Below are 16,229 nucleotides of genomic sequence, written 5' to 3'. Positions count from 1 at the left end.
AACCAGAAGGTATGTCGTTCTCGTCTAGCAGCCGGGGTAGTGGTTCACACAGGACACTGGTAGATGGTTCGGACAGTCGAACAGTGCGGGGATGCCCCCGCCGCGCATGGAGGAGGCATCGGTGGCGGGCGAGTCCCCCGACAAGTCGGAGCAGCGGAAGTCGTCGGGGACGGCTGCGGAAGAACGTGATCCGCGGCTCGCCGTGTTCCGAGAACCGGCCGCCGCTTCGACGGACAGTGCGACGGCGGTGTTCCGTATGCCGGTGTCGGACGACGGCGCCGATGACGGTCCTCCGGCTTCCGGAGAGGCCCTGGACGGCCCTGAGAAGGGCTCCACGTCTCCCGGTGGCACCGGGGAGCCCTCGGACGCCGACGGGGCCGCTGAGGCTCCGGTGACGGCTGAGGCGGACGCGGGCTCGGAGCCGGGTGCGGCTGCGGAGCCGGGTGACGCGAGGTTGCGTGCGGCGGTCGCCGCGTGGGTCGCGCGCGGCGACGACGCGGACGGCGCCGCCGAGACCGCGGACGAGCCCCGGGTCCCGAGGACCCGCGAGGAGTCCACGTCGGACGAGCCGGCGGCGTCCACTGCGTCGGCGATGACTGCGGACGCCGAGGAGCCCACGGATCCGGCCACACCCGCCGAGCCGGCGAACGAGCCCGAGCCCGCCGATGCCGACGGGGCCGCTGACGCTGCGGCACCCGCTGAGCCGGCCGGGGGCACGGATGCCGCCAACCGGGTAGAGCTGCCCGAGGCCGCCGAGCCTGCGGAGTCCGCCGATCGGACCGAGCCTGCTCAGGCCACTGAAGGCTCCGAACCCGCCGAGGCGGTCGAGGCCGCCGAACCGGCAGAACCTGCCGAGCCGGTCCGGTCCGCCGAATCCGCCGGCTGCGCCGAGCTCGCCCAGCCGACCGAGCCCGGCGGCCCCGCGGCCCCGGCTGAGCCCGCCGGGCTGCCCAGGCCGACCGAGTCGACAGAGCCTGCCGGATCCACCGGCTCCACCGAGCCCACCGGCTCCGCCGAGCCCGCCAAGCCGACGGCCACGCCCGCCGAGCCCGCCGAGCCCGCCGTTTCCTCCGGGACCACCACCACCCCCACCGACACCCCCACCCCCACCGACACCCCCACCCCCACCGACGCCCCGCAGGACAAGCGCGGAATCGATCAGCCCACCGCCGTCTTCAAGGCCGTCAAGCCCGCTCGGGTCGATCAGCCGACGACCGCGTTGAAGATCCCCCCGGCGATGCCGAAGCCGGAGACGCCCGCCGAGCGGACCAGCAAGTTCGTGCCGTTGCGTTCCGATGACGTGCGGTCGGGTGCCGCGCCCGTGATCGGGCCCACGGTCACCCCGGACGTCACGCCCGACCGGGGTGCCGGGCGTTCCGCGGCGCCCAGCTGGGCGGCCTCGCCGGGCGCCGGTGCGCCCGGCCCGGCGCTCAGCGGGGCCGAGCGGACCCGGCAGCAGCCCTTGCCGCCCAAGCCGCCGCTCGACCTGCTCGCCGAGCTCACGAATACCCCTCCGCCGGAGGAGACGCCGGTTCGCACCGCGGTGCGCCGGGTCAAGATCTGGACCCCGCTGCTCCTGCTCGCGGTGGTCATCTTTGCGATCGCGCAGATGGTGCGCCCGCTACCGACGCCCGAGCTCAGGCTGACGGCGGAGCCGACGTACACCTTCCAGGGCGACCCGCTGGACCTCGCCTGGCCCGGCCAGGGGCAGTCCGCCGTGATCGTCGACGGCGTGGGTTCGCTCGGCTCCGAAGGGGCGCAGAAGCCCGCGCCGATCGCCAGTGTCGCGAAGGTCATGACGGCGTACGTCATCCTGCGCGAGCACCCGCTCAAGGGTGACGAGCCCGGCGAGATGATCACGGTCGACCAGCGGGCGGAGGACGAGTCCAAGCTGACCGACGAGTCGACGGCCCCCCTCACGAAGGGGCAGCAGCTCAGCCAGCGCGATCTGCTCCAGCTCCTGATGATCCCGTCCGGGAACAACGCCGCCCGGCTGTTCGCCCGCTGGGACTCCCCGACCGACGCGGAGTTCGTCGACAAGATGAACGACGCGGCCAAGGAACTCGGGATGACCGGGACGACGTACACGGACCCCAGTGGGCTGGAGAAGACGACCGTCTCCACCGCGGCCGACCAGCTGAAGCTGGCCCAGGCGGTCATGCAGAACGAGGTGTTCCGCGAGATCGTGGACATGCCCGAGGTCCAGATCGAGGACATCACCACCCCGATCTACAACAACAACACGCTCCTGCTGAAGCCCGGTGTGAGCGGCATCAAGACGGGTTCGTCCACCCCTGCGGGCGGATGTCTGCTCTGGTCCGCGAACACGGTCGTGGACGGCAAGACGCACCGGATCTACGGCGTGGTCATGGGGCAGCAGGCCAATACCGGCCGCCTCTACGACAGCCTCAAGCTGTCGCTGACCAACGGTCTCAAGCTGATCCAGGACTCGCAGGCGGCCGTCACCTCGGCCACCGTCGTGAAGAAGGGTGACGTCGTCGGGTACGTCGACGACGGCTTCGGCCGCAGCACGCCCGTCGTCGCCACCAAGAACCTGAAGGCCGTCGGCTGGACGGGGCTGAAGGTCGAACTGTCCGTCACGGACAGCGGCAACGAGATCTCCCACACCGCGCCTGCCGGTACGCAGGTCGGAGTGGTGACCGTCGGTACCGGCAGCGGAAAGGTCAGTGCCCCCGTCGCGCTCCAGGGCGATCTGACGGAGCCGACGTTCGGCGACAAGATGACGCGCGTCGGCTGACGCGCGGACGTTGAGGAGGCGCCGTCCGCGGCGCCTCCTTACCTGATGGGGCACGTGCTAGCGTCCCCAGGCAACTTGAGGCCCCGGGACGGCGTCCTTGGGGAAGTACGGGCCGGCGGAGGACGGGGAGAGAGCCGTAGTGACCACCGCGGAGCCGAGACCCGGCCGTGCGACGGACCGAGGCAGCGGAAAGAACGGTGCCGGCGCGAGCGGCAGTAACAGCAGCAACGGAGCTACGCGAATACGGCTCCCTGCCCCGCGCACCCCCGAGCCCGTGACCGCCCCGACGCCGCGGCCGAACCGCTGGCGGCGCCTGCTGGGTCACCCCGTGACCATCGCGACGGCCGCCGCCGCGGTCACCCACATCCTGTGGTTCTTCTTCTTCGCGAACAGTGGCGGCGACATCGCCGCACAGGACGCCTGGGCCGAGTTCGTCGGCCGGCATCCGGGAACGGCGTACAACCTCGCCTGGTACGGGGGCATGCACCCCGTCTCGTACAGCGTGGTGTCGCCGTATCTGATGTCCGTCCTCGGCGTCCGTACGACGATGATGATCGTCGGCACGGTCTCCGCCGCGCTCACCGCGCTGATCCTCGTGCGGGTGCGGGCGGTCCGTAACCCCCTCGCGTGCTCGCTGGCCGGAGTCTTCGCGTATCTGTGCAACGCCCTCTCGGGGCGGGTGACGTTCGGTCTCGGCATGATGTTCGCGCTGGGTGCCGTCGCCGCCGTCTTCTGCTGGCCGCACCGGTGGCGGTACAAGCGCTGGGCGAAGGCGGCCGTCGCCGCGCCCCTCGCCGGGCTCGCGACCGCGGGCAGCCCGGTCGCCGGACTGTTCCTCGGGGTGGTGGCTGCGGCCCTGTTCCTGAACAAACGGCGCCCCGGCGCGTACGCACTGGGACTCGCCCCGGTCGCCGTCGTGGCGCTGTCCTCGTGGCTGTTCCCGTTCTCCGGTACGCAGCCGATGTCGCTCGGGACCCTGTCGCTGCCGTTCCTCTTCTCGGTCCTCGTCTTCGTGCTGGTGCCGAAGGACTGGAGCTCGGTCCGTACCGCAGCCGCCGTGTACGGCGTGGGGACCCTGCTGACCTATGTGGTCGACTCGCAGATCGGGTCGAACGTGTCGCGGATGGCGATGCTCTTCGCCGGAGTCGTGCTGCTCGCCGCACTGCCGTACACGGCGCCTCGAAGCCGCCGTTGGTACGCCCTGGTCCTGGCCTTCGCCGGGCTGAACTTCTGGATCGGCTTCAAGGGCGTCGACGACATCGTCCGTACCGCCCCGACCGCCTCCTGGACCCGGGAACTCGCCCCGCTGGTCAATCAGCTCCAGCGGGTGGGGGCCGAACGGGGCAGGGTGGAAGTCGTGCCCGCGAGCAGTCACCGGGAGGCGTCCGCGTTCCCCTCGTACGTCAATCTGGCCCGCGGCTGGAACCGCCAGGCCGATATGAAGCGCAATCCGCTCTTCTACGACGACACGTTGAACGCCGTGAACTACCGGCAGTGGCTGGACCGCTGGGCCGTGCACTACGTCGTGCTGCCCGATGGCGCACCGGACTCCAGCGGGGCGGTGCAGGAAGCGGCCCTGGTCGCGGCGGGCCAGCCGTATCTGGAGGAGATCTGGGGCGACGCCAACTGGACGCTCTACCGCGTCCTCGACCCGGTGCCGATGGCGGATTCGCCCGCGACGGTGGAGCGGGCGGGGCCCGACAAGCTGACCATCCGGGTGGAGAAGGCGGGCCGGGTGCTGATCCGGATTCCGTACTCGCGCTGGCTGGCCGTCGTCGACGACGAGGGCAAGAGCGTGGAGCGCCCGCAGGAGACCGAGGCGTCCAAGCGCCGCTCGGAGGTGGACGGGGACGCCGAGAAGTCCTTCGACAACCTGCACGGCTGCCTGATCAAGGTGGAGGAGGACCCGGAGGGCGACGAGTGGACGGAACTGCTCGCACCCCGGCCGGGCGTGTACCGGCTCGCTGCCCCGTACCAGTTGCCGCCCGGCACCCCGTGCCCCGAGGAACTGCACTGAGCAGATGAGGGAATGCGGCTCGGGCAAGTAAATCGTGCACGATCTCTCCCTCCGGGGGCGCGCCCCTGGCAAGGTGTGCTGGCATGAGGTGCCAACACTGCGGCGGTGAACGGCGGGGCGCGTTGCCGGGCATGGTCTGTCCCGGCTGCGGATCCGTGGCCCGTTCGGCGGGCGGGGACGGTTCGTGGATCGCACGCGAGACGCTGACCGGCCGGATATCCACCCTGCCCGTGCGGAGCAAGGCGCTGCTTGCGGTGGGAGTCGTGGTGGCGGCCGGCAGTCTGTTCACCGTCGTCTCGTTCCTCGCGTCGGCGGACGGCGAGGGGTTGAGTGCCGGCCGCCCGGGCGCGGCGGGCCGAGCCGATGCCCTGCCCGACCCCGTCGGCGGCGCCCCGAGCCTGATCGGACCACCGGGCACCGAGGGCCCGCGGACGCCCAGCGCGTCGGCGTCCGTATCCGTGTCCGCGTCCGCGAGCCCGTCGGGGAAGCCGTCACCGGACGTGCCCCGTTACCGTTACACGGCGTGGGCGGGGCCCGGCTGCTCGACGGGTGAGTACCGTGAGCACGGGCGCTTCGAGAACGGGGACGCGGGCTGGTACACCGTCGACTCCGGTGGATTCAGCGGGAGTTCGTGCGACGGCCGGTTCAGCGCCGTCCCGATGTCCGGCAGCCCCACCGAGGACCGGGGCAACACCGCCGTGTGGTCCTGGCACCTCGGCAAGGGCTTCCGGGAGTGCGCGCTCACCGTCTTCGTCCCGAGCAGCGGCCGTGACCGCGATGTGGCGGGCAATCCGACCGTCTACCGCGTGCTCTCCGACCCCGACGACGCGGACTCCGCCTACACGGGCTTCGCGGTCCGCCAGCCGGACCACCGCGGCACCCCGGTCGCGGTGAAGAGCTTCCCGGTCAAGGGCGCCACCTTCGCCGTGCAGTTGATCGACCGGGGCCGCGACTGGGGCGACGAGGAACTGGTCGGCGCGCATCATGCGGCGGCCCAGCTGAAGGTCTCCTGCCGCTGAGCCGTGCTGGTGGGCTGTTCTACCGGCCGAAGTTCAGCGTGACGGCCGGGGAGGCGTTCCCGTACGCGTCGACCGCGACGACCCGTGCCGCGTACCGGGTCGGCTGCGCCGCGTCCGGCACCGGGATGTCCAGCGTGTTCGGCCGGGGCATGAACGTGTAGTCCGCGAGGACCTTGGAGGAGACGACTGCCGCGCCGGTCGCCGAGTCGGTGATGTCGACCTTGTAGTGGTGCACCATCTGGTCGTCCTCGGCCTGCGCGATCCGCAGCGCGGTGGACCCATCGGTGGCGCCGGGAACCGCCGTCAGCGGCGTACGGGCAGTGAACCGCGGGGCCACGGTGTTGCGCTGGGCCGCGGTGTAGCGGAAGTTGTCCTTGATCTGCTGGTTGGTCGAGCCCTTCAGCCGTACCGTCCAGGCAGGTCCGCTGAGCGTGCCCGCGCTGGCGTACGGGGGCTGCCAGCTCGCCGACCACTGGCCGCCGGTGTAGATGTCGTGCTTGTCCGCGGCCATGTTGACCCGGGCGATCTCGGTGCGGTCCTTGTAGACCTCGACGAAGAGCGCCTGCGCGGTCGGCGTCTCGAAGCGGTTGGCGAGGCCGGTCTCGGTGACCGCCTGGTAGCCGTGGTCGACCTCGACGTACGACATCGAGCCGTCGTTGACGGAGGTGAAGTCGCGCTGGTGGATCGAGCGGTCGTCGTTGAGGTTCAGGTGCGAGTGGCCGGAGAAGAAGACCGCCTGCGGGAAGGCGCCGAGGTCCTCGGCGAGCCGCGGGTTCGACGCCTGCTGGCCGTCCATGGCCGTCCCGGTCGTGGGGCGGTGGCCCTGCACGAGGACGGGCGTGTTGACGTTTGCCGGGTCGGAGGTGATCTCGGCCAGCCGCCCCTTGAGCCAATTGCGCTGGGCTGTACTGGAGTTGTACGTCTCGGTGTTCACCGTGAAGAGGTGGATGCCGTTGACGGTGGACTCGTAGTAGCCGCCGCCGGAGTCGGGGAACCAGGGCTTGGGGTAGCCGTCCCGTATCGCGGTGAGGCTCGCGTCGTGGTTGCCGTTCGACATAAGCACCTGGGTGCCGGTCATGCCCTTGCGCGCGAGGTTGGCCTGGAAGATCTCGGAGACGATCTTGTGGTCCGGGCCGCGGCCGTTGCCGTTGTCGTTGATCATGTCGCCGTTGGACAGGATCGCGTCCGGCTTCGGGAAGATGGACCCGATGGTGTCGAAGAAGCTCTCGTACTTCTTGTCGTTGCTCGCGTGGTCGCCGACGTGGACGTCGGACATGACGACGAGGCGTGCGACGGGCTTCTCGCTGGTCCTGATGAGGTAGCCGTACGACACCGGGGTGCTGGCCCTGCTGCCGTGGAAGGCGACGGCCGTGACGTTGGTGTCCTCGGTGATCCGCAGCGGGCGGCCCGGGGAGTGCACGCGGCTGTGAAGGGTCGGGGTGGTGCCGTCGAGCGTGTAGCGGACGGTGACTCCGGGCTCGGCCCGGAACTTCAGCTCGACCGGGTGCTCGTAGCGGCCACCGGGCACGCTGACGCCGGGCGCGGCGGGGGCGGCGGTGGGTGCGGACTGACTGGAGGTGCCGGGGGAGTCGGCGTGGGCGACGATCGGCGAGACGAGCGCCACGGAGGTCGCGGCGATCACGAGAGGGGTGAATCTCACGGGGGTCCCTGTTCTCTGAAGCGGTCACCATAACGAAGTGGTAACCGGTCTGAACCAACAGGCTAGGCAGCCCGGACGATTCGGAGGTGCGCTTCGGTGTACGCCCCGGTTAAGGGGCCGTGAATGTCCGGGTGCGCCTCGCGCATCGGTGCGCGGCGTGCGAACGGGCATTACCTCCGGGGTAATCGACCCCTCTCCCGGCGACCGGCATGGTGGTTCCACCGGGTTCCGAGGCGGCTTACCCCGCCTCGGGATCCGGCCCCCGACCAGCGTGTACGTCCCCGATGGAGGCTGATTCCCGATGTCCGTGACCACTCTTTCCGGCCTCGCCCGCACCACCGAGCCGCTCACCATGCTCCGTCGGTTCCTCGCCCTCGACGCGGTGGTCACCGGGGCCAACGGGCTCGCCTACGTGGCCGCTTCCGGGCCGCTCGGCCGCCTGCTGGGCGTCGACCCGACGCTGCTCCTCTGGCTCGGCGTCTTCCTTCTCGCGTTCGCCGCCGACGTCGGCTGGCTCGCCTCCCGGCGCGAGCCCTCCGGCTTCCTGACCCGCGTGGTGATCGAGACGAACGTCGCCTGGGTGGTGGTCAGCATCGCCGCACTCGCCCTCTGGCTCACGCCGACCACGGCCGGTGCGGTGTGGGGGCTGATGCAGGCCGCCACCGTGGGCGGTTTCGCGGCCGTGCAGTTCGGCGCTCTGCGGCTCAGTCGCTGAGCGAGCGGAGGTACGCGGCCGTCGTCCGGTCCGCCGGAAGCAGTGTCTCGATGGCCAGCTCGGCCACCGTCACGTCCATGGGTGTGTTGAACGTCGAGATCGACGAGATGAACGAAAGCACCCGGCCGTCGTGCTCGATCTGGAGCGGCAGCGCGAAGTACGGCACCGGGTCGTCCGGCTCCGGGCCCGTGTCGTGCACCGGATACGCCGACACCTCCTCGTACAGCTCGCGCAGCGCGTCCGAGCGGACCAGGGCGATCTGACGCTCCATCTGGGCGAGGAGGTGTCCGCGCCACTCCCGCAGATTGCGGATCCTCGGCGCCAGGCCCTCCGGGTGGAGGGTCAGGCGCATCGCGTTGAGCGGGGGAGCGAGCAGCCGCTCCGGTACGCCGTCCAGGATCATCGTCATGCCGTTGTTGGCGGCGACGACGTTGTAGGTCGCGTCGACCACGAACGCCGGATACGGCTCGTATCCGGTGAGCAGTTGCAGCAGCCCGGCGCGCAGGGTCTCCAGCGCCGGGTCGTCGAGCGGGGTCTCCGGGTACGTGGGTGCGTAACCGGCGGCCAGCAGAAGGGAGTTGCGCTCCCGTACGGGAATGTCCAGCTGCTCGGCCAGGCGCAGGATCATGTCCTGGCTGGGGCGTGAGCGGCCCGTCTCGATGAAGCTGATGTGCCGGGCCGAGGAGTCCGCGCGCAGTGCGAGCTCCAGCTGGCTGACGCGGCGGCGCTCGCGCCAGCCGCGCAGCAGAGGCCCTACTCCCGTATCGACCACGGTGGTTGTCGTCATGGGATCACCGTAACTACTCCAGGAAGTGGAAGCCGGGTCGCGGGTGCATCAGGAAGTCGTGGTGCGAGATGTTCCAGGCGTAGGCGCCGGCCAGGGCGAACGCCACCCGGTCGCCCGCCCGGAGCCCCGGTGCGGGGACGGCGCGCGACAGTACGTCCTTCGGGGTGCACAGCTGGCCGGTCAGCGTCACGGTGTCCTGGCGCGCCTCGGGGCGTGGCCAGGGGTGGGGCCAGGTATCGACGGGGAGCACGGCGCACGGCTGGTCGTGGCTCTTGGCGGCCGGGGTGCGCAGGTGGTGCGTCCCGCCGCGTACGACCGCGAACTCCTCGCCGTGGCTCTGTTTCACGTCCAGTACCTCGGTGGCGTACCAGCCGCAGTACGCGGTGAGCGCGCGGCCCGGCTCGATGCGGAGCAGCAGGCCGGGGTGGGCGTCGGCCAGGGCGCCGAGGCCCTTGCCGTACGCGGCCCAGTCGTAGCGGGCGCCGGGCCGGGTGTAGTCGACGTTCATGCCGCCGCCGATGTTCACCTCGGGCAGGGGGATGCCGTGGCGCGCGGCCAGTGCCAGTGACCAGGTGACGATCGACTCGGCGACCGCGAGCTGCTCGGGTGCGTCGAGGCCGCTCGCCAAGTGGGCGTGCACCCCGCGTAGATCGAGGTGCGGGTAGGTGCCGTCGGTGAGCAGGCGGACGGCTGTGCCGGCCTGGTCCGGATCGAGGCCGAAGGGGGTCGGCCGGCCTCCCATGGCCAGCGAGCTGCCCTCCAGCGTGCCCGCTGCCAGCGGCAGGTTGAAGCGGAGGAGGACCGCGATGCGGGTGCCCGGGGCCCGCAGCTCCGCGAGGTGCGCCAGCAGGTGCAGTTCGTGTTCGCTCTCCACGTGGAAGCGCTCCACGCCGAGGTCCAGGGCCGCGGCGATCTCCGCCGGTGTCTTGCCGGGTCCGCCGAAGGCCAGCGGGCGGCCAGGGACGGCCTTGCCGACGTGCGCCAGCTCGCCGCCGGAGGAGACCTCGTACCCGTCGACGTACGGCCCGAGGGCCGCCAGGATCTCCGGCTCCGGGTTGGCCTTGGCCGCGTAGTACAGCTCGATGCTCGGCGGCAGCGCCGCCCGCACCGCGGCGGCGTGGGCGCGCAGGGCCGGCAGGTCGTAGAGGTAGGCGGGCAGCTCGTCCGGGCCGAGGGCCAGGGCGCGTGCGCGCACCGCAGGGGTCGGGGGCGTCATCGGTCACTCCAGGGGGCGGCGAGGCAGTCGGGCCGGGTCGCTCCGGAGAGCAGGTCCTCGGCGAGAGGTGAGGGGAGGCGTACGTACGCGGCCTCGCGGTCGGCCTTGCGTCCCCAGCGGGTGAGGAGGTTGGCCTTGGCGGGCAGAGGTACGCCTGCGAGCAGCGCGCTCAGGCGGGGCGGGCAGCCGTGCTTGTCGGCGTACTCCTGGAGGGTGGTGCGGACCTGCGCCCACAGCGCCGTCTCGGTCTGCGGGTGGAGGTCGGCGAGGGCGGCGAGCATCTCGGCGACGTGGTTGACCAGCAGGCAGTAGACGACGCGGTCCCAGCCGCGCTGTGCGTCGTAGGTGAGCGGTTCCGCGACCTCGGGCGGCAGCGAGGCGAGGGTGCGGGCGTGGAATTCGGGGACGAGCTTGGTGCCCTCCAGGTCGCGGAAGAGGACCTGTACGGGCAGTCCTTCGCCGTCGACGCAGACGAGGACGTTCTGCAGGTGCGGTTCCAGTACGAGGCCGTGATCGAAGTACGCGGCGAGGACGGGCGGCACGAGCAGGTCGAGGTAGGCCGCCCACCAGTCGAGCGCCGCCTGCGGGCCCCCGCCGTCCAGCAGCCGCGAGAGGTGGCCGGGCCCGGTGGGGAACTCGTCGGCGACGGCCCCCGCGAGCAGCGGAGTCGTACCGGGGCGCAGCCGTTCCGCCAGGCCCTCGCGGACGATCACGCCGAAGCCCTCCAGGAGCCCCAGATCGGGTCGGCCGTCAGGACCCGGCACCGCGAGGCTGCGGTAGGCGGGCTCGCGGAGCACGGCGCTCGCGGGGAAGCGGGTGGCCAGGTCGGCCAGGGCGGGCGCCAGTACGCGGGTCAGGGCGACGGCGCCGGAGAGCTCGTAACTGGAGTTCTTGCGCAGGCAGTTGGTGATGCGGATGTTGAGGCTGAACTTGAGGAAGGAGTCGCCGTTGTACAGGGTGCGTACGGAGGCCGTCGCGGTGAATGGCTCCCGGCCGGGCCCCAGGTCGAGGATGTCGCCCCGGCCGAGGCACTCCCCGAGCGCGGGGTGCTCGCGCAGCAGCTCGTACTGCCAGGGGTGCGCGGGCAGCAGGCGGTATCCCTCCGGCACCGGGTGGAGCCGGTCGAGGGGGTCGGTGGCCCCGGCGCCGGTGGATTCCTCGGCGATCAGGTGGTCCCGTACGGCGAACATCCGCAGCGGGAAGGAGGCGGCGGCCTCGGGGGCGTACGAGGACCAGGCGGCCGGGTCGCCGCTGCGGGCCTTGGGGGTGGGGTGGAAGCGGTGGCCGAACAGGAGGGACTGTTCGGAGGCCAGATAGGTGGCGAGGGGGCCGCTGTCCGGGACGGCCCTGGGGGCGGTGAGTGCGGCCGAGACCCCCTGGTGGCTGGAGCGGATCTGGTCCAGGAACTCGTCGTTGCTCACGCCGGTACGGAGCGAGAGCTCGGCGTGCGTGTACTCGGCGAGGCGGAGCCATCCCACCTCCTGCCAGCCGCCCTCGTGCTGTTCGGTCACCGGGCCCCTGAAACGGTGTGCGCCCAGGAGCGAGGTGCGGCGCAGGGCCACGCGGAGCAGTACGCCGCGCCGGGGCAGCCGCAGCAGGAGGTGCCCGTCGGAGACGGCCGTCTGGTGCTCGGGCCCCGACACCTCGCGGAGCAGACAGTTGAGCAGGGTGTGCGCGACGGCCTGGTCGGCGCCGGGCAGCCCGGCAGGCGTGGAGGGGTGTGCGCGGGCGGTGCCGGTGGGCAGTGACATCAACGGCTCCAGCGGGTCTGGGTGGTGGTGCGGTGTGAGCGACGGGCGGAGAGGGCGGCGGTCAGCACCGCTCCCACGGCCACGGCGGTACCGGTGAACAGGGGTGCGGCCGGTCCGAACGCGGTGTTGCCGGCTGCGGCGGCGAGGCCGGCGGCGACCGCCCCCGCCTTCGAGACGAATTCCAGTGAGCCGAACATCCCGCCGGGCGGACGGCCTTTGGCGCAGTCGGCGGCCAGCATGGACAGACAGACCAGGCCGAGCGTGAGGCCGACGCCGAGCAGCAGGCGTACGACGGTGAAGGCGGCGAGCGTGCCGGCGACGCCGTGCCCGGCCAGGCCCACGGCGATGAAGGCGAAGCCGAGTGCGATCCCGGTCCGCGGGCGGCTCTCGAACGCCTTGTGCACCCGCATGGCGCACACGAGGTAGAAGAGGTGCGGCAGCGCGAAGAGGACACCGGAGACGACCGGCGAGATGCCGGGTATGCGCTCTCCGACCAGCGAGATCAGATACGGGAAGGAGATGACGGTGGAGAAGACGAACGCGAACTCGTAGCCGTAGAGCGTGCGCAGCGGGGCGACGGGCTCCGTGGCCGGAGGGCGTGGGCGGTCGGATACGGGGACCTGGGACGGCTCGGGTATCGAGGACGGCTCGGGTATCTCCGGTACCGGGGACGGCTCGGGCGGTGCCGCGATCGCGTGTGCCTTGCCCGGCTCCGGCAGCGCGGCGAGCATCACCGCCGCGGCCAGGGGCAGCACCGCGAGCAGCGCGTACTGGCGGTGCGGCGAGACCCAGGGCGACAGCGAGCCGACGACGATCGGCGCGAAGACGAGCGCCGCTCGCGCCGCGCCCTGCATCAGGGTGAGCGCCCTGGACAGGCCGGGCCCGTCCAGTGCCGCCGCGAGATAGCCGTTGGACGCGGCGAACGTGCCGCCGAGGATGCCCTGGAGCACGAGCGCGGCGGTGAACGTGGCCAGGGAGTCCGCCCACCCGGCGAGCAGGAACGATACGGCTAGTCCCAGCTGGGCGCGGAGCAGCAGCCGCTTGCGCCCGTAACGGTCGGCGAGACGCCCCCACAGAGGTGCGCCCAGCGCGCCGAACACCGTCGGGACGATGTAGAGCAGCCCGGCCCAGCGCGCGGTGGCGTCGCCGAGCTCGGGAAGGATCACGGTGAGGTACGGGGGCAGGCCGAGTGCGGCGAAGGACGCCACGAAGTAGCAGGCGGCCACGGCGCGCACCTGGCGGGGGCCGAACTCCGGCCTGGTGTCGGTGGGCCCTGTCGTGATTCCGATTCCGGACGTCATCGCAGCTCACGCCCCAGGCAGCAGGTAGTTGGGTCCTGTCGTGTAGTGCTTGTTGATGTCGGCGGCGCCCGAGCGCTCCTTGCTGAGCAGGGTCCCGGCGCTCACCATCGCCTTGACCGGCAGCCGCTCCGCGTCCAGCACATGCCTGCGCAGTACGGCACCGGGTTCCCCCGGTCCGGTGCCGAGCCGGTCGACGGCCTCGCCCAGCCGGTCGCGTACCAGCCGCAGCAGCTCCGCGAGAGGGGCCCGGCCGTGCCGGGCGAGCCCGAAGGCGTACGCGCCCGCGCAGAGGTGGATGGTGATGGTGGTGAACAGGTCGACGACCGGCCCGTCGCCGTCGCAGAAGATCCGCGCGTCGTCGAACTCATCCGTATCGGGCGCCTGTTGGCCCAGTGCACTGCGCATCCGGGCGGTGTTGACGCGTGGGCCGTCGTTGTCCTTGAACAGCAGCCGGAGGCGGGGACGGTTCGCCGGCCCGTCCAGCACGAGGGAGATGTTCTGCTGGTGGGACTCCAGGGCGATCCCGTACCCGAAGAGGGTGGTCTGCCAGTCGAGGAGCAGGGTGAGGACGGCATCGAGGAGCGCCGTCGTCCGGCCGCCGTAGAAACGGTCGGCGAGGTGGTCGGAGAGCAGCCGCCCGTCGGGTGCCCTGCTCAGCAGGGCCGCCATGGGCAGGACGACGGAGTCGTCGAGTCCGGCCGGATAGCGGCGGCAGAGGACGGCGAGCAGCTCGTGCCCGGCGTGCGCGTAACGCGTCTCGTCGGCGTGCAGGATCGTTTCGCGGAAGCGCGGCTCGCGGGCGATCACCGCCTCGACCATCCGCTGGCCCGCGGCTCCGTCGACGAGCGTGCCCGGCTTGATGGTGCGGCGGTTGCGCAGGCCCAGAGTGGCGGTGGCCAGGGGCAGCTTGAGGTGCACGGTGGGGTCGGAGGTGAGGGCCACGGTGCGCATCGACAGGGTGGGTACGGCCTCCGGCCCTGCCCGTTCGGCCAGGACCGCCCGCCGTTCGAGCCCGGTGGCGCGCATTGCTTCGGCCAGCGGGGCGCCGAGCGTCAACGGGTGTACGGGAATGGCGAGATGGGTGCCTTCGAGTTCCGGGAGACCGGCCGCCGAGGGTGACAGCCAAGCCTCCGGTCCTTGGACGGTGACGGCTTCACGGGGGAGGGCGAGCGTCCGCAGAGCCACGGTCGGATGGAACTCGGGAGCGTACGAACGCAGTTGTTCGTCCGTGAGTCCGGAACGGCCGCGCCCGGTCGGATACACGGGGTGGTCGAGGCGCGCCGCGAGCGTGTCGAAGGCCAGGCCGCCGGCCAGGCCCGTCCAGTCGGCCGGGCTGCTGCCGTAGCGGTCCGCGAGCGCGGTGGTGACCTCGTCGCGGGTCGCGTCGTGCAGTCGTACGGTGGCGAGGGTCTGCCGGCACTCCTCGGCGAAGGCGTCGAAACCGGCTCGGTCGGCCGGGTCGGCGAGCTGCGCGAGCGCGGCGATGATCGCGTCGGACGTCCGTAACCGAGCTCCGTCGGATTCCCGTTGCAGAACAGGGAGCCGGGCGGCCAGCTCGCACTGGTAACCGTCGTCGCCGACCGGCAGCAGCAACGCCTCACCGTCTGCCGACGGCAGGCGCAGCCAGCGGCCGTCGGCGTGCTCCACGAGCGTGCTGCGGCTGCGGAGGCCGGCCACGTCCTCGCGCAGCAGCGCGCTCAGTACCCGTAGGACGAGCTCGCCCTCGGCGGTGTCGCGTTCCGCGGCGACAGGGGCCGTCATGGGGTGATCTCCCAGCGGTTCGATGCGAGGAAACCGCCCACGACCCGGTCCACGCTCGCCTGGTCGGTGCCGGTGGCACGGACGACCCCGAGGTAGTCGCGGTTGGTGCGGTACAGATCGTGCCGTTCGCCGGTCTGCCGCAGCGGCCGGTACGTGAGTGCGACACCGTCGACGTGGAGGTCGGTGGCCTCGGGCGCGGCGACAAGGGTTCCGGCCCGCTCGGCGCACGGGTAGTCGATCCGGGCACAGCCGTCGGTGCGGGCGCCGAGGATGACAGGCAGCGGCTTACCGAGGTGCACACGCAGGATGTACTCGAAGAGCGGGATGTCGAGCAGCTGCTCGAGGAGCAGGTCGCACTGGTCGCCGATGGCGCGGTAGTTGACCTCGATGATCCTGGCGCGGCCCGCCTGCACCACGAACTCGGTGTGGCAGGCGCCGAAGCCGACGCCGAGGGCGTCCAGTTGGGCCAGTACCTGCTGCGTGACGGAGTGCGGATGCCCGGCGACGAAGCGCATGCGCTCCTCGATGAAATGCGGGGGCGCGGAGAGCTCGGTGTGGAAGCCGCCCAGGACGTGGCGTATGTGCCCGTTGCCCAGCGTCTCCAGTGTGTACAGCTCTCCGGCGAGATACTCCTCGACGACCAGCGCCGCGTTCGGCCGCCGCGCCTGGATCTCCTTGCAGCGCAGGGTCAGTTCCTCGGGCCCACTGACGAGCACCACGTCCTCACTGGCCACGCCCTCCCGCGGTTTGACCACACAGGGGTACGGGGCACTGGCGGCCAGGCTGTCGGCGCCGGCACCCGCGGGCAGTTCGGCCGACCACACGGTGTCGGCTCCGGCGGCGCTGAGGTGGCGGCGCATCTGCGCCTTGTCCTTGGTGCGCAGTGCGGCGTGCCAGCTCTTGCCCGGCAGACCGAAGTAGTCGGCCACCAGGGCGGCCTGGGTCTGGAGGTGGTCGCTGTTGGTGAAGACGGCGGCGGGCTCGTGGTGCGTCGCGATCCGGGTGATGACGGCGCGGAAATCCCGTACGTCGCAGGCCAGGACCTCGACGTCCGGGCGGGCGGGCAGATGGGGCTCGGGCCGGTCGGTCAGCAGGGTGACGCGGAGACCGAGCCGCCGGGCCGCGGGGAGGAATCCCTCGGTGACCGAGTCGGTGGGGTTGAGAGCGAGAACGTACAACCGCATGGGGACCACTTCCGGAGGACGACGGAGGGCGCGGGCGACGGGGGCGGGCCGGCGGTGCGG

The 16,229-nt window shown here is 71.7% G+C and carries 11 protein-coding genes; 4 read left to right on the top strand and 7 right to left on the bottom strand.

The window, feature by feature from the left end; genetic code table 11:
- Positions 1 to 91: 91 nt before the first annotated feature.
- The 3 genes from ACWGO0_RS25935 (at position 92) to ACWGO0_RS25925 (ending at position 5,794) form a co-directional block, all read left to right on the top strand.
- Complete coding sequence (locus tag ACWGO0_RS25935) at positions 92 to 2,758, top strand: serine hydrolase (RefSeq protein ID WP_453539675.1); 2,667 nt, start codon at positions 92 to 94, stop codon at positions 2,756 to 2,758.
- Between the two features lie 139 nt (positions 2,759 to 2,897).
- Positions 2,898 to 4,775, top strand: a complete 1,878-nt coding sequence (locus tag ACWGO0_RS25930; protein WP_453539672.1) for an MFS transporter — start codon at positions 2,898 to 2,900, stop codon at positions 4,773 to 4,775.
- An 83-nt stretch (positions 4,776 to 4,858) separates the two neighbouring features.
- Positions 4,859 to 5,794, top strand: a complete 936-nt coding sequence (locus ACWGO0_RS25925) for an adhesin (protein ID WP_453539669.1) — start codon at positions 4,859 to 4,861, stop codon at positions 5,792 to 5,794.
- 19 nt (positions 5,795 to 5,813) lie between these two features.
- Here the strand turns inward: ACWGO0_RS25925 and ACWGO0_RS25920 are convergent, their stop codons facing one another.
- A complete protein-coding gene (locus tag ACWGO0_RS25920) occupies positions 5,814 to 7,454 on the bottom strand; it encodes a chitobiase/beta-hexosaminidase C-terminal domain-containing protein (RefSeq protein WP_453539666.1) in 1,641 nt (546 codons plus the stop codon).
- 301 nt (positions 7,455 to 7,755) lie between these two features.
- Here ACWGO0_RS25920 and ACWGO0_RS25915 point away from each other — a divergent pair, with 301 nt between their 5' ends.
- On the top strand, positions 7,756 to 8,169 hold the full coding sequence (locus ACWGO0_RS25915; RefSeq protein ID WP_453539663.1) for a hypothetical protein: 414 nt from the start codon (positions 7,756 to 7,758) through the stop codon (positions 8,167 to 8,169).
- On the opposite strand, the gene ACWGO0_RS25910 is transcribed toward ACWGO0_RS25915, so the two are convergent.
- The 6 genes from ACWGO0_RS25910 to ACWGO0_RS25885 are packed head-to-tail and all read right to left on the bottom strand — an operon-like array spanning position 8,159 to position 16,169.
- Entirely contained in the window at positions 8,159 to 8,956 is a 798-nt protein-coding gene (locus tag ACWGO0_RS25910) for a helix-turn-helix domain-containing protein (RefSeq protein WP_453539660.1), read from the bottom strand. The genes ACWGO0_RS25915 and ACWGO0_RS25910 overlap by 11 nt on opposite strands.
- Before the next feature lie 13 nt (positions 8,957 to 8,969).
- Positions 8,970 to 10,172, bottom strand: coding sequence for a type III PLP-dependent enzyme (locus ACWGO0_RS25905; protein WP_453539658.1), 1,203 nt, complete (start codon positions 10,170 to 10,172; stop codon positions 8,970 to 8,972).
- Entirely contained in the window at positions 10,169 to 11,923 is a 1,755-nt protein-coding gene (locus tag ACWGO0_RS25900) for an IucA/IucC family protein (protein WP_453539655.1), read from the bottom strand. Before ACWGO0_RS25900 ends, ACWGO0_RS25905 begins: the two co-directional genes overlap by 4 nt.
- Positions 11,923 to 13,224 carry an MFS transporter gene (locus ACWGO0_RS25895; RefSeq protein WP_453539652.1) on the bottom strand — a complete coding sequence of 434 codons (1,302 nt, stop codon included), beginning with the start codon at positions 13,222 to 13,224 and terminating at the stop codon, positions 11,923 to 11,925. The genes ACWGO0_RS25900 and ACWGO0_RS25895 overlap by 1 nt, the downstream gene beginning before the upstream one ends.
- Before the next feature lie 6 nt (positions 13,225 to 13,230).
- A complete protein-coding gene (locus ACWGO0_RS25890; RefSeq protein ID WP_453539649.1) occupies positions 13,231 to 14,985 on the bottom strand; it encodes an IucA/IucC family protein in 1,755 nt (584 codons plus the stop codon).
- Positions 14,982 to 16,169: an ATP-grasp domain-containing protein gene (locus ACWGO0_RS25885; RefSeq protein ID WP_453539646.1), complete on the bottom strand. Its 1,188-nt coding sequence runs from the start codon at positions 16,167 to 16,169 to the stop codon at positions 14,982 to 14,984. Before ACWGO0_RS25885 ends, ACWGO0_RS25890 begins: the two co-directional genes overlap by 4 nt.
- Between the last annotated feature and the right edge of the window lie 60 nt (positions 16,170 to 16,229).

The sequence above is a fragment of the Streptomyces sp. NPDC055749 genome (assembly GCF_053617235.1).
This window is presented reverse-complemented; position numbering and strand designations above follow the sequence as displayed.